The organism is Aeromicrobium sp. Leaf291 (genome assembly GCF_001423365.1).
In the GTDB taxonomy this organism is placed as follows: Bacteria; Actinomycetota; Actinomycetes; order Propionibacteriales; family Nocardioidaceae; genus Aeromicrobium.
The window spans coordinates 294,224-316,043 of sequence record NZ_LMNM01000003.1; the positions used below are offsets into that span (position 1 = coordinate 294,224).

Consider the following 21,820-nt stretch of genomic DNA (forward strand, 5'->3'; position numbering starts at 1 on the left):
GAACCCATCGTGGCACGCGCCACGGACCGGGCTCGCGAACACGCCCTTGACACGTCCCGATCCTGTGACTACGGTCACTGTCATCGATAACACTGTTATCGATGACAGTTTGGTTCCGAGCTCGACGAACCACCGACGGAAGACAGGTCATGGCCAACATCCAGGACGTCGCGCGGGCGGCCGGTGTCTCCACCGCCTCGGTGACCCGCTACCTCGCGGGTCAGCGCATCCGCAGCGAGGAGGCCGTCCGCCGTGCCATCGACGAGCTGGGCTACCGACCGAGCCAGGTGGCGCGCAGCCTCAAGTCCGGCCGCCACCACTCCATCGGCGTGATCGTCCCCGACATCGCGAACCCGTTCTTCGCCGGGCTCGTCAAGGGCATCGAGCGCGAGGTCCGCCCGCACGGCCTGCAGGTCATCCTCGGCAACAGCGACGAGGACGCCGAGCACGAGGAGGCGTTGGTGCGCGAGCTCTCGCAGCGGACCGACGGCCTCATCATGGCGCCGCTCTCGGAGAACGACCAGATCCCGAACCTGCTCGGCGAGCACGGCATCCCGCTCGTGTTCGTCGACCGCGAGACGTCCACTGGCCCCGACGTCGACCGCGTCCTCGTCGACAACGCCGCCGGCATCCGGCAGGCCGTCGACCACCTCGTCGACCTCGGCCACACGCGGATCGCCACGATCAGCGGTCGACTCGACTCGACCCCGGGCCGGATGCGCCACGAGGCGTTCCTCGCGGCTCTCGCCGAGCACGGCATCGCCGTCGAGGACGGGCTCGTGCGGTACGGCGACTTCCGCGAGGAGAGCGGCCGCGAGCAGATGACGGCGCTCTGGCGGCACACCGCTCCCCCGACCGCCGTCGTGATCGCCAACAACCTCATGACCGCCGGCGCGCTCGTCGCCCTGGGCGACCTCGGCGTCCGCGTGCCCGACGAGCTGTCCGTCGTCGGCTTCGACGACCTCCCCCTCGCCACGCTGCTGGACCCGCCGCTCACGGTCGTGTCCCGCCCCGACGTGGAGGAGGGCGCCGCCGCGGCGCGCCTCCTCGTCGCACGGCTCACCTCCACCGAGCCGATGCCCACCGCGCACCTGACGCTCCCCGTCGAGCTCGTCGTGCGCGGCTCCACCTCCACCCCTCCCAGGAGCGTCGCCACCCCATGAGCCCGTCCACCCCGTCCGGCGTCCTCGTCATCGGCAGCATCACCGCCGACGTGACGACCTTCTCGCAGCGCCTGCCCCGTCCCGGCGAGACGATCCTCGGTGACGACCTCACCCTCGTCCTCGGCGGCAAGGGCGCCAACCAGGCCGTGGCGGCCGCGCTCGCCGGCGCCGACACGCAGATGGTCGGCTGCGTGGGCACCGACGCGTTCACCGAGCTGACCCGGGGCGGTCTGGAGTCCTACGGGGTCGACGTGTCGGCCGTCCGGGTCGTCGACGGGCCCACGGGCGTCGCGCACATCCGCGTCGACGCCTCCGGCGAGAACGACATCGTCATGGTGCCGCTCGCCAACGCCCACCTCGGCGTCGCCGACGTCGACGCCGGGGTGCAGGCCGCTGCCGGGCGCGCCTCGGTGCTCCTCACCCAGCTCGAGACCCCCGTCGACGTCATGGTCCGCGCCACCCGAGCCGCCCGTGCCGCCGGGATGATCGCCATGCTCGACCCGGCTCCGGCCGCGCCGCTCGACGACGCCGTGTGGGCCGAGCTCGACGTGGTGACGCCCAACGAGACCGAGGCCACCACCCTCACCGGCATCCCCGTCACCGACATCGCCTCCGCCGAGCGCGCCGGCCACTGGTTCGTCGAGCGCGGGGTCGCCCATGCCGTCGTCACGCTCGCGAGCAAGGGCGTGGTCGTCGTCGACGCCGACGGCGCCCGGCACTTCCCCGCGACGGCGGTCGAGGCGATCGACACGACCGCAGCCGGCGACGCGTTCGCCGGCTACCTCGGGGCGGGTCTCGCCTCGGGACTCTCGCTCGACGTCGCACTCCCCCGCGCCATGGCCGCGGGCGCGCTCGCGGTCACCCGACGCGGCGCCTCGCCCAGCCTTCCGGCCGGCGCCGACGTCGACGCCTTCCTCACCTCGCACACCACCACGACCCGGGAGCTGACCCACTGATGCGCAAGAACTCCGCCACCCTCAACGGCCAGCTCTCGCGGGTGATCTCCGAGACCGGCCACACCGACCTCGTCGTGGTCACCGACGCCGGTCTGCCGATCCCGCTCGGCGTCGAGCGCGTCGACCTCGCCGTGCGCCCCGGCCTGCCGGCCTTCCTCGACGTGCTCGACACGGTCCTCGACGAGATGGTCGTGGAGGGCGCCACGATCTCCGAGGAGATCCGCGACCACAGTCCCGACATGCTGGCCGCGCTCGAGGAGCGGTTCGCCGCCCTCGACGTGCCGATCACGCTGGTGCCGCACGTGGAGCTCAAGGCCCGCAGCCACGAGGCTCGCGCCGCCGTGCGCTCGGGGGAGTTCACCCCCTACGCCAACGTCATCCTGCACGCCGGCGTGGCGTACTGAGGCCGGCCATGCGCATCCAGCTGCACGACATCCACAAGAGCTTCGGCGAGACCGAGGTGCTGCGCGGCATCGACCTGACCGTCGAGGGCGGTGAGGTGCTGGCCCTCGTCGGCGAGAACGGCGCCGGCAAGTCCACGCTCACCCGCATCGTCTCGGGCGCCTACCGTCCCGACGCCGGCCGCATCGTGGTCGACGGCGAGGAGGTCTCCTTCGGCGGGCCGCAGGACGCGATGGCCCACGGCATCCAGGTGATCTACCAGGAGTTCCGGCAGAACATCTTCCCGCACCTGACCGTGGCCGAGAACCTGTTCACGCTCGACGAGCAGGCCGAGTTCGGCCGCCTGTTCGTCAACAAGCGGAAGATGGCCGCGAAGGCCCGCGAGCTGCTCGACCTCATCGGGCTCGACGTCGACCCGAGCACGACCGTCGACCGGCTGTCCGTCGCCCAGATGCAGATGCTCGAGATGGCCAAGACGGCCGGGCACGACGCCCGTCTGCTGATCCTGGACGAGCCGACGGCCGCGCTCGACGAGCACGAGTCCGAGCTGCTGTTCGCCCAGATCGAGCGGCTGCGCGCCTCCGGGGTGGCGATCGTCTACATCAGCCACCGCCTCGAGGAGGTCTTCCGGCTGTCGCAGCGCGTGGTCGTGCTCCGCAACGGTGCCGTGGCGCTGGAGTCGGCCACCGCCGAGCTCACCGAGCACGACGTCGTGACCGCCATGGTCGGCCGCACCATCGACGACTTCTACCCCAAGGAGACGCACACCCGCGACGAGGTCGTGCTGAGCGTGCGCAACCTCGCGGGGCCGGACTTCTCCGACGTCTCCTTCGACGTGCGGGCCGGCGAGGTGCTCGGCATCGGCGGCGTGTTCGGCTGCGGCAAGGGCAGCGTGCTGCGGGCCCTGTTCGGCCTCGTGCCGGCCGACGCCGAGACCGTGAGCGTCGGCTCGGCCGCCTACCGGCCGTCCGCGCCCCAGACCGCCATCGACGCCGGGATCGGCTACGTGCCGCCGGACCGGCAGGCCGAGGGCCTGTGCCTGCAGCAGTCGGTCTCCGACAACATCTCGATGGCGAGCCTCTCGCGCTACACGACCGGCCCCTACGTGAACCGCGGCCGCGAGCGCGCCGAGACCTCGCGCATCATCGAGCAGCTGTCGATCCGCACCGCCTCGCCCGCGGCTCCCGTGGGCAGCCTGTCGGGCGGGAACCAGCAGAAGGCACTGTTCGGCGGCTGGGTCCTGACCCACCCGAAGGTGCTGATGATGGAGGAGCCCACCCGCGGCGTCGACGTCGGCGCCAAGGCCGAGATCTACCGGATCATCAACGAGCAGGCCGCGGCCGGAGTCGCCGTCGTGCTCGTCTCGTCCGACCTCCCCGAGCTGGTCGCCATGTCCGACCGGCTCCTGGTGATGCGACAGGGCCACGTGGTGGCCGAGCTCACCGACGACGACCTCACCCAGCAGAAGCTGCTCGAGCACGCATTGGAGAGTGCAGCATGAAGACGATCACCGCGGGGCTCACGTCCCTGAACCGAGAGCTGCGGGCGGTCTGGATGCTCCTGTTCGTCGGCCTCATCCTGTTCATCGCCACCCCGTTGTTCCTCACCGGCGACAACCTGCTGAACGTGCTGCTGGCCGCGTCGGTCACGGCCCTGCTCGCCGCCGGCCAGACCTACGTGATCATCCTCGCCGAGATCGACCTCTCGGTCGGCGCCGTGCTCGGCATCTCGAGCATCGTCACCGCCTTCACCCTGCAGGACCAGCCACTCGTGGTCGGGCTGCTGGCCGGCTGGGGCGTCGGCGCCGCGGCGGGCCTCGTGAACGGCCTGCTCGTCACCAAGCTGAGGATGCCGTCGTTCATCGCCACCCTCGCGATGATGTCGGTGCTCGCGGGCCTCACCCTGCAGCTGAGCCAGGGCAACCCCGTCTCCATCAACAACGACGCGTTCCTCGCGATCGGCCAGTCGAGCATCCTCGGCGTGCCGAACCCGGTGTGGATCATGCTCGCCGCGTTCCTCGTCTTCGGGCTCCTGCTCTCCCGCTCGCGCTACGGCCGCCACGTCTACGCCGTCGGCGACAACGAGGACGCGGCGCGCCTGGCCGGCATCGAGGTGCACCGCGTCAAGATCCTCGCGTTCGTCATCAGCGGCCTGCTCGCCTCGACGGCCGGGTTCATCCTGGCCGCGCGGCTCGGAACCGCCCAGCCCACGGCCGGCAGCGGGCTCGAGCTCGCCGCCATCGCCGCCGTCATCATCGGCGGGACGAGCCTGGCCGGCGGACGCGGAGCCCTCGTCGGCACGCTCATAGGCGCCCTCCTGCTGGGCGTCATCGACAACGGCCTCAACCTGCTCGACGTCTCCCCGTTCCTGCAGGGCGTCGTCAAGGGTCTCGTGATCCTGCTCGCGATCTTCCTGGATCGCAACTCCGATCGTGTCCGGGCGCTCACGCGTCTGGTCCGTCCCCGACGGCCTGGCTCGGGCGCCGACGCGGACACCGCCTCACCCACCACCACTGGAGGAACCCCGTGAACACCTGGAAGAAGACTGCCGCCCTCACCGCGGCGCTCGCGCTGACGACGTCGCTCGGAGCCTGCGGGCGAGGCGGCGACGCCGCCGGCGAGGAGTCGGTCAAGGCCACGCTCGTCATCAGCACGCTCAACAACCCATTCTTCGTGTCCGTCGTCGACGGCGCCAAGGAGGCCGCGAAGGACTCCGGTGTCGACCTCGACGTCCAGAACGCCAACAACAGCGACCAGACCGCGCTGAACGCCACCACCACGGCGCTCACCAAGAAGCCGTCCGTGCTGATCATCGACCCGGTGGGCAGCGAGTCCGGCGGCACGATGACCGAGGCGGCCAACAAGGCCGAGGTGCCCGTCGTGGCCTTCGACCGCGCTCCCGACAGCGGCGAGCTGGAGAGCTTCATCGGCTACGACGCCGTGCAGGCCGGCAAGGAGGCCGCGAAGTCCCTCGCGGAGTCCATCGGCGAGAAGGGCAAGGTCGTGGAGATCCAGGGCATCCTGGGCACCAACGTCGCCCAGGACCGCAGCAAGGGCTTCAACGAGGGCATCAAGGCCTACCCCGACATCGAGGTCGTGGCCAAGCAGTCGGCCGACTTCGACCGCGGCAAGGCGCTCGACGTCATGACCAACGTGCTCCAGGGCAACTCCGACATCGACGGCGTCTACGCCGCGAACGACGAGATGGCGCTCGGCGTCGTCGCCGCCCTCAAGGCGCGCAGCCTCGCGGGCAAGGTCAAGGTCGTCGGCAACGACGGCATCGGTGACGCCCTCAAGGCGATCGAGGACGGCACCATGTACTCCACGCACGCCGAGTCGCCGTTCGTCCTCGGCAAGGAGGTGCTCGGCATCAGCCTGAAGGTCGCGAACGGTGAGACCGTGGAGAAGGACACCGTCCTGCAGGGCCGTCTGGTCACCAAGGACCAGGTGGCAGACTTCTGCTCGTTCCTCGCCGACGAGGGCGACGACGACACCTGCAAGGACATCGGCTGACCGCTGGCCCCTCGGGCGGTGGTGGTCACGTCGAGGTGACCACCACCGCCCCATCCCTGTCGCACCCCCGCTGTCGCACCCGCACCACCGTCCGGAAGGACACCTCATGACCCCGACGTCCACCACCGACGCGCCGACCGCCCCCGACTCCCCGAGCACGCTGCGCGCAGCCGTCGGGCTCGGCGGCACCGACACCGCGGCACTGCGCACGTTCCTGGACGGCCTGCCCGCCGTCGACCCCGTCGGCGTCGAGGCGCGGGCCGCCCAGCTGGCCACGCGCTCCATCAAGAAGGACACCAAGCGGGCCCTGATCGACCTCGCCATCTCGATGGTCGACCTGACCACGCTCGAGGGCGCGGACACCCCGGGCAAGGTCCGAGCCCTGTGCCGCAAGGCCGTGAACCCCGACCGTGAGGTCGAGGGCACGCCGTCGACCGCGGCCGTGTGCGTGTACCCCGACATGGTCGCCGTCGCGGCCGAGGCGGTCGCCGGCACCGGCGTCAAGGTCGCGTCGGTGGCCACGGCGTTCCCGGCGGGGCGTTCGTCGCTCGAGGTCAAGCTCGCCGACACCCGCCTGGCCGTCGAGGCCGGCGCCGACGAGATCGACATGGTCATCGACCGTGGTGCGTTCCTCGCCGGCGACTACGGCCAGGTGTTCGACCAGATCGCCCGGGTGAAGGAGGCCGCCGGCTCGGCGCGGCTCAAGGTGATCCTCGAGACCGGCGAGCTCGCCACCTACGACAACGTGCGTCGTGCGTCGTGGCTGGCCCTGATGGCCGGTGGCGACTTCATCAAGACCTCGACGGGCAAGATCTCCCCCGCCGCCACCCTGCCCGTCACCCACGTGATGCTGCAGGCCGTGCGCGACCTGCACGACCTCACCGGCGCCCAGCGCGCCGTCAAGCCCGCGGGCGGCATCCGCACCACCAAGGACGCGATCGCCTACCTCGTCGCCGTCCACGAGGTCGCCGGCCCGCAGTGGCTCGACCCGCACTGGTTCCGCTTCGGCGCCTCCGGCGTCGTCAACGACCTGCTGATGCAGCGCCGCACCCAGACCAACGGCCACTACAGCGGCCCCCGCTACGTGAGCGTCGACTGACCATGCGTCCGTCCGCCGCCCAGCACCACCCGAAGAGATGAGCAGCCCCATGGATCTCGACCTGACCTACGCCCCGGCCCCGGAGTCGGCGGCGATCGCCGCGATCAAGCCGCGGTACCAGATGTTCGTCGCCGGCGAGTTCGTCGACGGCGGCGGCGACGACCTGACGTCGCTCAACCCCGCCACCCGCGAGCCGCTGACCACCGTCAGCACGGCGACGGCGGCCGACGTCGACCGCGCGGTGGCCGCAGCCCGCAAGGCCTACGACGGCCCCTGGTCGCGCATGGGCGGGGCCGAGCGCGGCAAGTACCTGTTCCGCATCGCCCGCGCCATCGCCGAGCGTGCGCGCGAGCTGGCCGTGGCCGAGTCGCTCGACAACGGCAAGCCGATCCGCGAGACCCGCGACTTCGACGTCCCGACCGCCGCCCAGCACTTCTTCCACCACGCCGGCTGGGCCGACAAGCTCGGTCACCTCGGGCTCGGCCCCGCCCCGCGCCCGCTCGGCGTGGCCGGCCAGGTCATCCCGTGGAACTTCCCGCTGCTCATGGCCGCGTGGAAGATCGCCCCGGCGCTGGCCGCCGGCAACACCGTCGTGCTCAAGCCGGCCGAGACGACGCCCGTCACGGCGCTGATCCTCGCCGAGATCCTCGCGGACGCCGAGCTGCCGCCCGGCGTCGTCAACATCGTCCCCGGTGCCGGCGACGTCGGCAGCGCCATCGTCAACCACCCGGGCGTCGACAAGGTCGCGTTCACGGGCTCCACGCCCGTCGGCAAGCGCATCCAGTCCGAGCTGGCCGGCACCGGCAAGAAGCTCACCCTCGAGCTCGGCGGCAAGGGCGCGAACATCGTGTTCGCCGACGCTGCCGTGGACCAGGCCGTCGACGGCATCGTGTCGGGCATCTTCTTCAACCAGGGCCAGGTGTGCTGCGCCGGATCCCGCCTGCTCGTGCAGGAGTCCGTGGCCGACGAGGTCGTCGAGAAGCTCAAGAAGCGCATCGAGACGCTGCGCGTCGGTGACCCGCTCGACAAGAACACCGACGTGGGCGCCGTGAACTCCCAGATGCAGTACGACAAGATCACGGACCTCACCCAGGTCGGCGCCGACGAGGGCGCCACGGTGTGGACGAGCAGCTGCGCGCTCCCGGAGAAGGGCTGGTTCGTGGCCCCCACGGTGTTCACCGACGCCACCGCGTCGATGCGCGTGGCCCGTGAGGAGATCTTCGGCCCGGTGCTCACGACGCTGACCTTCCGCACGCCCGAGGAGGCGCTCGCGAAGGCCAACAACACGCCGTACGGCCTGTCGGCCGGCGTCTGGACCGAGAAGGGCTCGCGCGCCATGGGCATGGCGGCAGGCCTGAAGGCCGGCGTCGTCTGGGACAACACGTTCAACAAGTTCGACCCCACCGCCTCGTTCGGCGGCTACGGCGAGTCCGGCTTCGGACGTGAGGGCGGCACCGCCGGCATGGCGGCCTACCTCGACACCGACGACGAGGGAGCACTCTGATGGCACGACTGTCCGTCGCCAAGACCTACAAGCTGTACATCGGTGGCGCGTTCCCGCGCTCGGAGTCCGGCCGTACCTACCAGGTGCACGACCAGAAGGGGTCGCTCATGGCCAACGCCGCCCTCGCCTCCCGCAAGGACGCCCGCAACGCCGTCGTCGCCGCCCGGTCCGGGTTCTCGAAGTGGGCCGGCGCCACGCCCTACAACCGCGGCCAGGTGCTGTACCGCGTGGCCGAGATGCTCGAGGCCCGCCGGGCCGAGCTCGTCGACCTCATCGTGCAGAGCCGTGGCGCGACCGCTGCCCAGGCACGCGCCGAGGTCGACGCGTCGATCGACCGCGTCGTGCACTTCGCCGGCTGGACCGACAAGCTGCCCGCCGTCTTCGGTGGCGCAAACGCGGTGTCGGGCCCGTACTTCAGCTACTCCGCACCCGAGCCCACCGGCGTCGTGGCCATCGCGGCGTCGCCGACGTCGGCCCTGCTGCCCCTCGTGGCCGCCGTGCTGCCCGTGCTCGCCGGCGGCAACAGCGTCGTGGTCGTGGCGTCCGAGGCCGACCCGACGGTCGCCGTGACCTTCGCCGAGGTCCTCGCCACGAGCGACGTGCCCGCGGGCGTCGTGAACGTGCTCACCGGCCGGGCTGCCGAGATGATGCCCTGGCTCGCGAGCCACGCCGACGTCAACGGTCTCGACCTCACCGGCATGGCGGCCGACGACCGTGTGGAGCTGGAGCGGTCGGCGTCGGGCACCGTGAAGCGGGTCTACTCCCCCCGCCGCGAGCCCGACTTCACCGCCGCCCCCGGCACCGCCCGCCTGCGCGCGTTCCTGGAGATCAAGACCGTCTGGCACCCCGTGGGCGCCGTGTCGCTGGCGGGTGGGTCGGCGTACTGAGGTTCGTCGCGTCCTCCGGTTGCGCCTCCTCGGCCCAGCCTGACCTGCGGCTGCACACGTCCGGCTGAGTCCCGGCCCGCGGCTGCGCGGTCTCGGGCGGGCCTTTGCCTGCTGCTGCGCCGTCCGGCTGGGTCCTCTCCTGCGGCTGCGTCGCTGTGAGCCCGAGTGGGGTTGGTCTCCGAGAGGGCCTCGACCGGAGCGGTGGGTCTCGGCCCCGCTGGGTCTGCGGGGCGCGGCCACGATTCTCCTTCTGTGCGTGATCTACGCAAGATTCTGCCTTCGCGTGCAGAAACCCCAACGATGCTGCGTTCAAGACGGAATCCCGTATCAATCGCAGCATCCTTCGACCCCTCACGCACCAACGCAGAATCTTGCGTCCCCCGAGCCACGCTCCGAGAGCTCGCCCGAGCCCGGACCCATCCGCCGGTCGAGGCCCTTTCGGAACGCAGGTCCAGTCGCAGCCACAGCGACGCAGCACCGAGCGAAAGCCCAGACGAGGCAGCGCAGCCGCGAGCGAAAGCCCAGCCGACGTGCGCAGCACCGAGCGAAGCCCAACCGAGTCAGCGCAGCACCGAGCGAAGCCCCAACCGAAGCGACGCAGCAGCACCCCCACGACGCCCCGCGCCGACGACCCACGACCGCTCAGGCGCCGTTGGCCTCGATGAGGACGGTGACGGTCTCGGCGACGCACGCCGGCTTGTCCTTGCCCTTGATCTCGATCTGGTGACGCAGGGTCACCTGCTGGCCGCGCTCGACGTCCTGGACGTCCAGCACCGTCACACGGTTGCGCAGCTTCGAGCCGACGACCACCGGCGTCATGAACCGCACCTTGTTGAGGCCGTAGTTCACCCGCGCGACGTCGCCGGCGAAGGCGTAGACCTGGGCGCCCAGGAAGGGCAGCAGCGACAACGTCAGGTAGCCGTGGGCGATCGTGGCGCCGAACGGTCCCTCGGCCGCCCGCTCGGGATCGACGTGGATCCACTGACGGTCGCCGGTCGCGTCGGCGAAGAGGTCGATCCGCTCCTGGGAGATCTGGACCCACTCGCTCACGCCCAGCTCGTCACCCACGGACCCGGCGACCTCGTGACGGTCGTTGAGCACACGCATGCAGTCGACCCTAACCAATCCGGTCGATGACCACATCCGCGGACGCGCCGCCGACGCCCGACGCGGTGGCCTCGACCCGCACCGCGCCCTCGAGCGCCTCGAGCGCGCGCTCGAAGCGTTCGGGCGTGTCGGTGTGCAGGGTCATCAGGGGCGCACCGGCACGAACCACGTCGCCCGGCTTGGCGTGCAGCTCGATGCCGGCACCGGCCTGCACGTCCTCCCCCGGACGGGACCGACCCGCGCCGAGACGCCACGCCGAGACGCCGACGCCGAACGCGTCCAGGGTCGTGAGGACGCCGTCGGACTCGGCTGTCACCACGTGCGTCTCGCGGGCCGTGGGGAGCGGAGCGTCGGGGTCGCCACCCTGGGCGGAGATCATGCGCCGCCAGGCGTCCATCGCGCGACCGTCGGCCAGGGCGTCGGCCGGGTCGACGTCGGTGCGTCCGGCCGCCGCCAGCATCTCGCGGGCCAGGGCGAGCGTGAGGTCCACGACGTCGGAAGGCCCGCCCCCGGCGAGGACCTCGACCGACTCGCGGACCTCGAGCGCGTTGCCCGCGGTGAGGCCGAGCGGGGTGGACATGTCGGTCAGCAGCGCCACGGTGGTCACGCCTGCGTCGGTGCCCAGCGCCACCATCGTCTCGGCCAGCTCGCGCGCGTTCTCCTCGGTCTTCATGAACGCGCCCGACCCGACCTTCACGTCGAGCACGAGCGCGCCGGTGCCCTCGGCGATCTTCTTGCTCATGATCGAGCTGGCGATGAGCGGGATCGCCTCGACGGTGCCGGTCACGTCGCGCAGGGCGTAGAGCTTCTTGTCCGCGGGCGCCAGGCCCGTGCCGGCCGCACAGATGACGGCGCCGACGTCCTCCAGCTGCGCGAGCATCTCCTCGTTGCTGAGCGCGGCGCGCCATCCGGGGATCGACTCGAGCTTGTCGAGCGTGCCGCCGGTGTGCCCGAGCCCGCGGCCCGAGAGCTGCGGCACGGCCACGCCGCACGCCGCGACGAGCGGGGCGAGCGGGAGGGTGATCTTGTCCCCCACACCGCCCGTGGAGTGCTTGTCCGCGGTCGGACGGCTGAGGGACGAGAAGTCCATCCGCTCGCCGCTGGCGATCATGGCGTTCGTCCATCGGGCGATCTCGCGCCGGTCCATGCCGTTCAGCAGGATCGCCATGGCCAGGGCCGACATCTGCTCCGGTGCCACCACCCCGCGGGTGTAGGCGTCGACCACCCAGTCGATCTGCTCGTCGGTGAGGGCGTGCCGGTCGCGCTTGGCCGCGATGACCGCAGGGGCGTCGAAGCGCTCGGTGCCGGAGGGGGGCGGGGTCTGGCTCATGTCAGGGTCACCTCGAGGGACTCGTAGCCGCGCAGCACCCAGGTGGGCCGGCGCGGGGCGACGCCGGTGAGCGCGATCGTGGGGAAGCGCTCGAGGAGCCGTCGGACGGTGATCTCGAGCTCGACGCGCGCGAGCGGCGCGCCCAGGCAGAAGTGCAGGCCCATGCCGAAGCCGACGTGGGAGTTGGGGTCGCGCGCGACGTCGAAGTCGTCGGCCCGCTCGAACACGTCAGCGTCGCGGTTGGCCGAGCCCATGAGGCAGGCCACCGTCTCACCCGCACGGACGGTCACGCCCGCGACCTCGACGTCGGTGGTGGCCGTCCGCTCGAACATCTGCAGCGGGGCGTCGTAGCGGATGAGCTCCTCGAGCGCGGTGGCCACGCTGACCTCACCCCCGGTGACCCGGGCCAGCTGGTCGCGGTGCGACAGCAGCGCGTGCATGCCGTTGCCGAACACGTTGACCGACGCCTCGTGGCCGGCGTTGAGCAGGAGGACCACGGTCGCCACGAGCTCGTCGTCGCTGAAGCCCTTCCCGTCCTGCCGCTCCCTGACCAGGTCGCTGACGAGGTCGTCGCCCGGCTCCCGGCGGCGCAGCTCGACGACCTCACGCACGTAGGCGGCGAACTCGCTGCTGGCCGTCACGGCCGCGGCGCGGACGTCGTCGCCGACACCCTGCTCGTACATGTGCACGATGGCCTGGGACCAGTCGCGCAGCCGCTCGTGGTCCTCACGCGGCACACCGAGCAGGTCGGCGATGACGAACACCGGCATGGGCTCGGCGTAGCGCGCCAGCAGGTCGACGGGCCGACCCGCACGGAGGTCGTCGGCGAGGTCGTCGAGCATCTCGTCGGCGAGCACCTCGATGCGCGGGCCCATCCGCTCCACGTGGCCGCGGGAGAACGCACCGGCCAGCAGCCGACGCATGCGGGTGTGCTCCGGGGGCTCGTTCTCCATGAGCTGGTTGCGGTGCAGCGTGTTGAACGGCTCCATCTGCTCGGAGGGCTCCCAGTCCGTCCAGAGCCGACCGAGGCTGCGGTTGCGCAGCACGGCGCTCACCGCCGCGTGGGTGGTGGCCACCCATCGACCCTCCCGCTCCGACCGCAGCATCGGCCCGGCGGCGCGCCACCGGGCCAGCAACGGGTACGGGTCGTCGAGCAGGTCGGGGCTGGTGAGGTCGGGGACGACCGTCACTCCTCGCCCCCCTGACCGGGAGCGCGGTCGTCGGCCCCCTCGCCGGAGGCGAGATCATCAGCACCGAACGCATCGGGCAGGACCTCGTCCATGGTCCGCACGCCCGAGGCGGTGAGCAGCTGCATGGCCGGACCTCCGTTCTCCCACAGGAGCTGACGGCACCGGCCGCACGGCATGAGCGGACGGCCCTCGCCGTCCACGCACGCGACCGCGACCAGACGGCCACCGCCCGTGGCGTGCAGCGCGGAGACCATGCCGCACTCGGCGCACAGGGCCACGCCGTAGGCCGCGTTCTCGACGTTGCAGCCGAGCACCACCCGACCGTCGTCGACCAGGCCGGCCACACCGACCTTGTAGTGCGAGTACGGGGCGTAGGCGCGCTGCATGACCTCGGTGGCGTACCTCGTGAGGGCGCCCCAGTCGACGGGGTCGTCGGCGGTGCTGATGCCGAGACCGAACGATTCGGCCACTAGCCCGCACTCCCCTTGCGGTACGGCTTGCCGTCCGCGGCCGGCATGCGCAGGCGTTGGGAGAACAGCGCCAGCACGAGCAGCGTGGTGAGGTACGGCGTCATGCCGGTGAGGTCCTCCGGGACCGAGCTGGTCAGGAAGTACCAGCCGGCCACGACGACGCCCAGGAGCGCCGCCACGAGGGACGACCGACGTCCGTGCTGGCGCCACTGCCAGATGGCCAGCGCCACGAGGCCGACGGCGACGAGCAGCAGCAGCCCGTGGATCGTGTCGCCACCACCGCGCAGGCGCAGCGTGTCGGTGTAGCCGAACAGGCCGGCGCCGGCCAGCAGGCCGCCTGGACGCCAGTTGCCGAAGATCATGGCGGCCAGGCCGATGTAGCCGCGACCGCCGGTCTGTCCGTCGCGGAAGCCGTTGGCCGCCACGAGCGCCAGGAACCCGCCGGCCAGACCCGCGAACGCACCGGAGGTGACCACGGCGACGAACTTGTAGCGGATGACGTTCACGCCGAGCGACTCCGCCGCCGCCGGGCTCTCGCCCACCGAGCGCAGCCGCAGGCCGAACCGGGTCCGCCACAGCAGGTACCAGGTGAGCACGAACAGGGCGAGCGCGATGAGCGTGAGCACGTTGAGGTTCGACACGAGGGCACGCAGGAGCGCGGCCAGGTCGGACAGGAAGAACCAGTTCTTGGCCTCGAGGTCGCCGAGCGGGTCGGCGAGCGCACTGATGGTGATGCTCGGCAGGTCGTCGATGCGCGGCGACTGCGTCTGACCACCGCCGGGCACGCCCGTGAACGCGAGCACCGCGAGGTACTGCACGGCGCCGAGCGCGATGATGTTGATCGCGACGCCGGAGACGATGTGGTCGACGCCGAAGATGACGGTGGCCACGGCGTGCAGCAGCCCGCCCAGGGCGCCGAAGCCGATGGCACCCAGCACGCCCCACCAGGGACCCACGAAGTAGCCGTAGTAGCCGGCGCCGAAGGTGCCGAGGATCATCATGCCCTCGAGGCCGATGTTCACCACGCCCGCGCGCTCGGCCCACAGGCCGCCGAGGCCGGCCAGACCGATCGGCACCGCTGCCACGAGGGTCGCGCGCAGCGTGCCCGAGGAGTTGAGGTCGTCGGCTCCGGTGATCACCCGCAGCGCGGAGAACAGCAGCAGCAGACCCGCGATGCCGAGCAGCACCACCGGGAACGTGATCCGCGACCTCGTCGCGGGAGCCGTCGGCGCGCCGCCGACCGGTGGAGTCGCGATGCTCATCGACTCACTCCTTCCGTCGTGGGGCCGGTCGGTCTGTCGTCGTCGAGGGTCGCGGCCACCTGGCGCTGCTCGAGCCGCACACCGTAGCGACGCACCACCTCGTAGGCGATGACGACGGTCAGCACGATCGTCCCCTGCGTGATCTTGACGATGTCGGGCGAGACGTCGAGCAGGATCTGCAGCGGGTTGGACTGCTCGTCCAGGAAGGCGAACAGCAGTGCGCCGAGCGCGATGCCGATCGGGTGGTTGCGACCCAGCAGCGCGATCGCGATGCCCGCGAAGCCGAGGCCCGACTGGAAGGTCGAGCCGTACGCGAAGGCCTCGCCGAACAGGATCGGCAGACCCACGAGGCCCGCCGCCGCACCGGACAGCAGCATCGAGACGAGGACCATCTTCTTGACGTCGATGCCGGAGGCCACCGCGGCGCTCTCGGAGAGGCCGGTGGCCCGCAGGTCGAAGCCGAACCGGGTCTTGTTGATGACGAGCCAGTACGCGACTCCCACGAGGATCGCGAGGAACACGAACCCGTAGACCTGGTTCGGCGCCCCGGGGAAGAGCGTGAAGCCGGGGATCCGGCTGCCCTCCGGGATCTCCTTGGTGGCCACGATGTTGGAGCCCGGGTCGCTCACGGCCGCCTTGCGCAGCATGAAGGCCACGAGGGCGGTCGCGATCGCGTTGAGCATGATCGTGGAGATCACCTCCGAGACGCCGCGCGTGACGCGCAGGAGCCCGGCGATGCCGGCCCAGGCCGCACCCACCAGCATCGCGGCGAGGATCGCGGCGGCCGTGTTGAGCCAGCCGGGCAGCCACGCCTCGCCGGCCACGACCGCGGCGGCGAACGACGCCACGCGGTACTGGCCGTCGACGCCGATGTTGAACAGGTTCATCCGGAAGCCGATGGCCACCGCCACGCCCGACAGGTAGTAGACCGTGGCCGCGTTGACGATGTTGGTGAGCCCGCGCGCCTCGGGAACGCTGAGGATCTGGCCCCACACACCACCGACGGAGTCGCCGGCCACGACGAGCACCAGGCTCGTGATGAGGAACGCCGCCACGAGGGCGAGGACGGGCGCGGCCGCCGCGAGGGCGATGCGCTTGAGTCGCTGGTCGGTCATGCCGGACCTCCTTCGTCGGCACCGGTCATGGCCGAGCCCAGCTGCTGGGGGGTGACGGTGGCGGGGTCGAACGTGCCGACCAGGCGACCGCGCAGGATCACCCGGATGGTGTCCGAGAGGCCGATCAGCTCGTCGAGGTCGGCCGAGATCAGCAGCACCGCCAGACCGTCGCGCCGTGCCTGCTTGATGTGGTCCCAGATCGCCGCCTGGGCGCCGACGTCGACGCCGCGGGTGGGGTGCGAGGCGACGAGCAGGCTCGGCTCGCCCGTCATCTCGCGACCGATGATGAGCTTCTGCTGGTTGCCGCCGGACAGGGCGCGGGCCAGCGTGTCGATGCCAGGGGTGCGGACGTCGTAGGCGTCGACGATGCGCTGGGTGTCCTGACGGGCACCGGCGCGGTCGATGAACGGACCCTTGACGTTGGGCTCGCGCGTCTGGTGGCCGAGCACCCGGTTCTCCCACAGCGGGGCGTCGAGCAGGAGCCCGTGCCGGTGCCGGTCCTCGGGGATGTAGCCGATGCCGGCCTCGCGGCGCAGCCGCGTGGACCGGCCGGCCAGGTCGTCACCGTTGAGCGCGATGCTGCCGGTGGCACCCGGACGCATGCCCATGACGGCCTCGACCAGCTCGGCCTGGCCGTTGCCCTCCACGCCTGCGATGCCGAGGATCTCGCCGCGGTGGATCGTCAGGTCGATGTCGGCCAGGAGCGGCCTACCCGACCCCGCCGGCGCGGGAAGTCCGAGGTCGCGGACCTCCAGGACCGGCTGGTCGGTCACGGTGGACGTCTCGGTGCTGGGGCTCGGCAGCTCCGAGCCGACCATGAGCTCGGCCAGCTGACGCGACGTGACGCCGGCGGCCGGACGCGTCTCGACGGTGGTGCCCCGACGGACGACGGTGACCGTGTCGGCGACCGACAGCACCTCGTCGAGCTTGTGGGAGATGAAGATGACCGCGAGGCCCTCCGCCTTGAGCTCGCGCAGGTTCTCGAACAGCTCGTCGACCTCCTGCGGCACGAGGACGGCGGTCGGCTCGTCGAGGATGATCACGGAGGCGCCGCGGTACAGCACCTTGAGGATCTCGATGCGCTGGCGTGCACCGACGCCGAGGTCCTCCACGAGGGCGTCGGGGTCGACGTCGAGCCCGTAGGCCTCGGAGATGCGCCGGATCTCCGCGCGCGCGGCGTCGCCGATGCCGTGCAGCTTCTCCGCCCCCAGCACGACGTTCTCGAGCACGGTGAAGTTGTCGGCGAGCATGAAGTGCTGGAACACCATGCCCACGCCGGCGGCGATCGCGTCGGACGGGGACGAGAGCTCGACCGGCTTGCCGTGCACCTCGATCGTCCCGGAGTCCGGCTTCTGGACGCCGTAGAGGATCTTCATGAGCGTCGACTTGCCGGCACCGTTCTCGCCGACGATCGCGTGCACGGTCCCCCGTCGCACGTCGATGTCGATGTCGTGGTTGGCGATGACACCGGGGAACGTCTTGCCGATGCCGCGCAGCCGGACGACGACGTCGCCCGCCCCGGGATCGAGGTCGGTGGTCTCGTCGGGGACGGACGTGGTCACGCAGCACTCCTCAGAGGCGGGTCCGGCCGCGGGGCCGGAGGGATGGAGCAGGTCACACAGGCAACGGCCCGGCCCCACGCTCGCGCGCAGGGCCGGACCGCGTCAAGGATGCGAGGTCCCTGGACGTCCGTTCACTCGCTCGGGACGGTGATCTCGCCGTCCACGATCTGCTGCTTGTACTCGTCGAGCTTGTCGGCGATGTCGTCAACCTGACCGCCGGTGGTGGAGTAGCCCACACCGTCGACCTTGAGGTCGTAGACCGTCGGGCCCGTGGGAGCGGCGCCGTCGGCGACACCCTTCAGGTACGCGAACACGGCGACGTCGATGTTCTTCAGCATCGACGTCAGGATCACGTCGCGGACGGACTCGTCGGCCGTCAGCGCCTGGTCGGAGTCGACGCCGATGGCCTTGGCGTCGGCGGCCGAGGCGGCCTCGAACACACCGCCACCGGAACCGCCGGCAGCGTGGTAGACCACGTCGGCGCCCTTGTCGTACATGCCCTCGGCGGCCGTCTTGCCCTTGGCCGGGTCACCGAAGCCGCTGAAGTCCGGCGGCTGCGTGAGGTAGCGGGCCTGGATCTCGATGTCGGGGTTCACGGCCTTCGCGCCGGCCTCGTAGCCGACCTCGAACTTCTTGATCAGCGGCGTCTCGACACCACCGACGAAGCCGATGTTGCCGGACTCGGACTTGAGCGCGGCAGCGGCGCCCACGAGGAAGGAGCCCTGCTCCTCGGCGAAGAGGAGGTTGGCGACGTTCTCGCCCTCGACACCGTCGTCGATGATCGCGAAGTCGACGTCGGGGTTGGCCTTGGCGACCTTGCCGACGGCCTGCGAGTAGGCGAAGCCCACGGCGATGACCGGGTTGTAGTCGGCGTCGACGAGCTGCTGGAGGCGACCCTCACGGGCGGACTCGGGCTCGCCGTCCTGCGCCTCGGCGGTCTGGACCTCGAAGCCCAGCTCGCACTCGGCCTTGTCGAGGCCCTTGGCGGCGGAGTCGTTGAACGACTGGTCGCCACGTCCACCGACGTCGAAGGCCATGCCGACCTTCGTGTCGACCTTCTCGACGCAGTCGTCACCGGAAGCGGTGTCGTCGTCGTTGCTCGAGCTGTTGTTCGCGCAGCCCGCACCGGCGAGCACGAGTGCGGCCACGCCGGCGACGGCGGTGACCTTGGTGAGTCGACGCAAAGTTCCTCCTTGAGACATCGCCGGAGAGCCCGGCACGCCTGCACCCTAGCCGCGCCCGGGGGTCCTTCGGGAGGTCCTGCGCCCGATTGCGACGGGCCGTAACCGATTCGTCACCTTCGGGGGCGCCGCTAGAGCAGGGCGGAGCAGGCGAGCACCTTGGCGCCCACGGCGATGGCGCGCTCGTCGGGCCGAAAGTTCCCCTGGTGCAGGTCGTAGGTGGGCCCGTCGGGCGTGCGTGTGCCGAGTCGACCCATCGCTCCGGGGACCGCCTCGACGTACCACGCGAAGTCCTCGCCGCCGAGGCTCTGCGTGGTGGTGGCCACCGCGGCGGGCCCGATGGCGTCGGAGACCGCGCGGCGGAGCAGCTCGGTGACCCCGAAGTCGTTGACCACGGGCGGGACGCCGCGCACGTAGGTGACGTCGGCGCTCACGCCGAACGGCTCGATGATGTCGGCGATGAGCCCACGCACCAGGTGCTCGGCCTGGTGCCAGGCCGCGGAGTCGAGCATGCGCAGCGTGCCGCTGAGCTCGCCGGTGGAGGGGATTACGTTGGCGGCGTTGCCGGCTCGCACCGACCCCCACACCAGGCTGGCGCCCGAGCGAGGGTCGAAGCGGCGCGACAGCACGGCCGGCAGCTGCGTCACGAGGCTCGCGAGCGCGTAGGTGAGGTCCTCGGTGAGGTGCGGTCGCGACGTGTGCCCGCCGCGACCGGAGAGCGTGACCTGGATGCGGTCCGACGCTCCCGTGATCGGTCCCTCGCGCAGGCCCACCTGGCCGACGTCGAGCGACGGGTCGCAGTGCAGTGCCACGATGCGCGAGACCCCGCGCAGGACACCGGCCGAGAGCAGGCGCAGCGCACCGCCGGGCATGACCTCCTCCGCGGGCTGGAAGACCAGGCGGACCCGGCGCGGCAGGCCGCCGGCCACGTGCAGCTCCTGCAGCGCCACGGCGGCCCCCACGAGCGCCGACACGTGGACGTCGTGGCCGCAGGCGTGGGCGACGCCGGGCGACGTCGAGCGCCACGGGTCGGAGGTGGTGTCGTCGATCGGGAGGGCGTCGAGGTCGGCCCGCAGGGCCACGATCGGCCCCTCCTCGGGTCCGATCTCGGCCACGAGCCCGGTGCCCTCGAAGCGCTCGTAGGAGACGCCCAGCTTGTCCATCCACGCGGCGACCACGTCGGTGGTGCGCTCCTCGTGCCAGGACAGCTCGGGGCTCGCGTGCAGGTCACGCCGCAGCTCGATGAGATCGGGCGTCACGACCTCGATCGAGCGGGAGACGGCGTCGATGGACATTCCTCCAGGGTATCCCCGGCCGGCGATCGGCGCGGACGCCGTCCAGGACCGCCGACGCCGTCATCGTCCTACGGTCGGCCGAGGGCGCGCTGGATCTGCTCGATCGTCTCGTCGGCGAGCCTCTCGATCGGCCGCTTGAGCACGAGGGGCGCGAGGGCGTGCAGCAGGAACGGGAACTCGAACTGGGCCCGGTAGTGGACCTGCGTGCCCCCGCCCTCCACGCTGTCGTCGGGCGTGAACGTCATGACGTCGGTGGCCGTCGTGCGCCCGTTGACCCCACGGCAGGCGAAGAACGTGGGCGGGTCGTAGCCGACGGTCTCGTACTCGAGCGCCACCGTGCGCCCCATGAAGCGGGAGCGGTTCGCGTACCGGGTGCCCATGCCGCCGTCACCCGACAGGCGCGTCGTCTCGATCGTGCCGGGGTCCCAGTGCTCGGTGTTCTCGAAGTCGCTGAGGTAGGCGAAGACCTCCTCGACCGGCCGCGACAGGTGGAAGGTGCGCTCGACGTCCATGCTGCGAGCGTAGGCGAGTCGCGATGGCGTGGAGCTCCTGCCGGTCGATCTGGCGACGGTGCGCGTACCAGAGCAGCGCCAGGGCGACCCCGACCAGCGAGAGCGCGCCGCCGCCGACGAGCGTCCACCGGGCCCCGAAGGTCTCACCGACCCAGCCGATGAACGGCGACCCGAGCGGCGTGCCACCCATGAAGATCATCAGGTAGAGCGCCGCCACCCGGCCACGCATGACCGGCTCGGTGGTGATCTGGATGGTGGCGTTGGCCGCGGTGATCATCGTGAGGGCGCAGAGCCCGAGCACCGGCAGCACCAGCGCGTACGAGAGGTAGCCGGGCATGAGACCGGCGACGATCTCGACGACGCCGAAGGCGATGGCGGCGCCCACCACGAAGCGCAGGCGTGGGCGCTCACGTCGGGCGGCGAGCAGGGCCCCGGCCAGGGAGCCGATCGCCATGATCGAGCCGAGGATCCCGTACTCCCCCGCCCCCTTCTCGAAGACGTCGGTGGCCATCAGGGCACTGGTCATCTGGAAGTTCAGGCCGAAGGTGCCGACGGCGAACACGATCGTCAGCACGAGGACGAGGTCGGGTCGGGACCGGACGTAACGCACCCCGTCGCGGACCGCCCCCTTGCGCGAGCCCATGACGGGCGCCGGGGCGAGGCGTGCCGGGTCGAGCTTCTGCAGCGACGCGATGACGGCGAGGTAGCTGACGGCGTTGGCGAGGATGACCCAGCCGGTCGCCTCGACCCCGGAACCGCCGGCCGCGATGAGCAGGCCGGCGAGCGCCGGGCCGACCATGCGGGCGGAGTTGAACGAGGCGGAGTTGAGGCCCACCGCGTTCGACAGGTCCTCCGGTCCGACCATCTCGACCACGAACGACTGGCGTGCGGGGGCGTCGAACGCGGTGCCGACGCCGAAGACGAACGCCAGCAGGTAGACGTGCCAGACCTCGACGGCACCCGTGATCGCCAGCACGCCCAGGACGGCGGCGGGGATCGCCATGGCCACCTGGGTGCAGCGCAGCACCGTCCGCTTGGGGAACCGGTCGGCCACCACCCCGGCCACGGGCGACAGCAGCAGCGCCGGGAGGAACTGCAGCCCGGTGGTGATGCCGAGCGCGGTGCCGCTCGACGTCAGCTGGAGGACCAGCCAGTCCTGGGCGACGCGCTGCATCCACGTGCCGATGTTCGAGACGATGGCACCGGCGGCGTAGACGCGGAAGTTGCGGACGTGCAGGGCGCGGAAGGTGGGACTCACGAGTCCACCTCCGCC

At 71.3% G+C, this 21,820-nt stretch carries 20 protein-coding genes; 9 read left to right on the top strand and 11 right to left on the bottom strand.

The window, feature by feature from the left end; all coding sequences use genetic code 11:
• Window positions 1-149 precede the first annotated feature (149 nt).
• From ASF35_RS15125 to ASF35_RS15165, 9 genes are all read left to right on the top strand, one after another.
• Entirely contained in the window at window positions 150-1,163 is a 1,014-nt protein-coding gene (locus ASF35_RS15125) for a LacI family DNA-binding transcriptional regulator (RefSeq protein ID WP_055969242.1), read from the top strand.
• On the top strand, window positions 1,160-2,119 hold the full coding sequence (locus tag ASF35_RS15130) for a ribokinase (RefSeq protein WP_055969245.1): 960 nt from the start codon (window positions 1,160-1,162) through the stop codon (window positions 2,117-2,119). The genes ASF35_RS15125 and ASF35_RS15130 overlap by 4 nt, the downstream gene beginning before the upstream one ends.
• Window positions 2,119-2,523 carry a D-ribose pyranase gene (rbsD, locus tag ASF35_RS15135; protein ID WP_055969248.1) on the top strand — a complete coding sequence of 135 codons (405 nt, stop codon included), beginning with the start codon at window positions 2,119-2,121 and terminating at the stop codon, window positions 2,521-2,523. Before ASF35_RS15130 ends, rbsD begins: the two co-directional genes overlap by 1 nt.
• An 8-nt stretch (window positions 2,524-2,531) precedes the next feature.
• Window positions 2,532-4,022, top strand: a complete 1,491-nt coding sequence (locus tag ASF35_RS15140) for a sugar ABC transporter ATP-binding protein (RefSeq protein WP_082495548.1) — start codon at window positions 2,532-2,534, stop codon at window positions 4,020-4,022.
• Window positions 4,019-5,050: an ABC transporter permease gene (locus tag ASF35_RS15145; RefSeq protein WP_200931783.1), complete on the top strand. Its 1,032-nt coding sequence runs from the start codon at window positions 4,019-4,021 to the stop codon at window positions 5,048-5,050. Before ASF35_RS15140 ends, ASF35_RS15145 begins: the two co-directional genes overlap by 4 nt.
• On the top strand, window positions 5,047-6,033 hold the full coding sequence (locus tag ASF35_RS15150) for a substrate-binding domain-containing protein (RefSeq protein ID WP_055969251.1): 987 nt from the start codon (window positions 5,047-5,049) through the stop codon (window positions 6,031-6,033). The genes ASF35_RS15145 and ASF35_RS15150 overlap by 4 nt, the downstream gene beginning before the upstream one ends.
• Window positions 6,034-6,139: 106 nt before the next feature.
• Complete coding sequence (gene deoC / locus ASF35_RS15155; protein WP_055969254.1) at window positions 6,140-7,132, top strand: deoxyribose-phosphate aldolase; 993 nt, start codon at window positions 6,140-6,142, stop codon at window positions 7,130-7,132.
• 49 nt (window positions 7,133-7,181) lie between these two features.
• Window positions 7,182-8,636: an aldehyde dehydrogenase family protein gene (locus ASF35_RS15160; RefSeq protein WP_055969258.1), complete on the top strand. Its 1,455-nt coding sequence runs from the start codon at window positions 7,182-7,184 to the stop codon at window positions 8,634-8,636.
• Window positions 8,636-9,523 carry an aldehyde dehydrogenase family protein gene (locus tag ASF35_RS15165; protein WP_055969260.1) on the top strand — a complete coding sequence of 296 codons (888 nt, stop codon included), beginning with the start codon at window positions 8,636-8,638 and terminating at the stop codon, window positions 9,521-9,523. Before ASF35_RS15160 ends, ASF35_RS15165 begins: the two co-directional genes overlap by 1 nt.
• 642 nt (window positions 9,524-10,165) lie before the next feature.
• Here the strand turns inward: ASF35_RS15165 and ASF35_RS15170 are convergent.
• The 11 genes from ASF35_RS15170 to ASF35_RS15220 form a co-directional block, all read right to left on the bottom strand.
• Entirely contained in the window at window positions 10,166-10,630 is a 465-nt protein-coding gene (locus tag ASF35_RS15170) for a MaoC family dehydratase (RefSeq protein ID WP_055969263.1), read from the bottom strand.
• Window positions 10,631-10,640: 10 nt separating this feature from the next.
• A complete protein-coding gene (locus tag ASF35_RS15175) occupies window positions 10,641-11,960 on the bottom strand; it encodes a thymidine phosphorylase (protein WP_055969266.1) in 1,320 nt (439 codons plus the stop codon).
• On the bottom strand, window positions 11,957-13,150 hold the full coding sequence (locus tag ASF35_RS15180; RefSeq protein ID WP_235499164.1) for a cytochrome P450: 1,194 nt from the start codon (window positions 13,148-13,150) through the stop codon (window positions 11,957-11,959). The genes ASF35_RS15175 and ASF35_RS15180 overlap by 4 nt, the downstream gene beginning before the upstream one ends.
• Window positions 13,147-13,620 carry a cytidine deaminase gene (locus ASF35_RS17810; protein ID WP_156364670.1) on the bottom strand — a complete coding sequence of 158 codons (474 nt, stop codon included), beginning with the start codon at window positions 13,618-13,620 and terminating at the stop codon, window positions 13,147-13,149. The genes ASF35_RS15180 and ASF35_RS17810 overlap by 4 nt, the downstream gene beginning before the upstream one ends.
• Window positions 13,620-14,882, bottom strand: a complete 1,263-nt coding sequence (locus ASF35_RS15190; RefSeq protein ID WP_055969269.1) for an ABC transporter permease — start codon at window positions 14,880-14,882, stop codon at window positions 13,620-13,622. The genes ASF35_RS17810 and ASF35_RS15190 overlap by 1 nt, the downstream gene beginning before the upstream one ends.
• Entirely contained in the window at window positions 14,879-15,997 is a 1,119-nt protein-coding gene (locus tag ASF35_RS15195) for an ABC transporter permease (RefSeq protein WP_055969272.1), read from the bottom strand. The genes ASF35_RS15190 and ASF35_RS15195 overlap by 4 nt, the downstream gene beginning before the upstream one ends.
• The gene (locus ASF35_RS15200) at window positions 15,994-17,559 is read right to left on the bottom strand and encodes an ABC transporter ATP-binding protein (protein ID WP_055969276.1); all 1,566 of its coding nucleotides are present in this window, start codon (window positions 17,557-17,559) and stop codon (window positions 15,994-15,996) included. The genes ASF35_RS15195 and ASF35_RS15200 overlap by 4 nt, the downstream gene beginning before the upstream one ends.
• Before the next feature lie 131 nt (window positions 17,560-17,690).
• Window positions 17,691-18,779: a BMP family protein gene (locus ASF35_RS15205; RefSeq protein WP_235499165.1), complete on the bottom strand. Its 1,089-nt coding sequence runs from the start codon at window positions 18,777-18,779 to the stop codon at window positions 17,691-17,693.
• A gap of 92 nt (window positions 18,780-18,871) precedes the next feature.
• The gene (locus ASF35_RS15210; protein WP_055969282.1) at window positions 18,872-20,035 is read right to left on the bottom strand and encodes an amidohydrolase; all 1,164 of its coding nucleotides are present in this window, start codon (window positions 20,033-20,035) and stop codon (window positions 18,872-18,874) included.
• A 68-nt stretch (window positions 20,036-20,103) separates the two neighbouring features.
• Window positions 20,104-20,523, bottom strand: coding sequence for an SRPBCC family protein (locus ASF35_RS18485; RefSeq protein ID WP_235492890.1), 420 nt, complete (start codon window positions 20,521-20,523; stop codon window positions 20,104-20,106).
• Window positions 20,423-21,805 carry an MFS transporter gene (locus ASF35_RS15220; protein WP_082481288.1) on the bottom strand — a complete coding sequence of 461 codons (1,383 nt, stop codon included), beginning with the start codon at window positions 21,803-21,805 and terminating at the stop codon, window positions 20,423-20,425. Before ASF35_RS15220 ends, ASF35_RS18485 begins: the two co-directional genes overlap by 101 nt.
• Window positions 21,806-21,820: the final 15 nt, after the last annotated feature.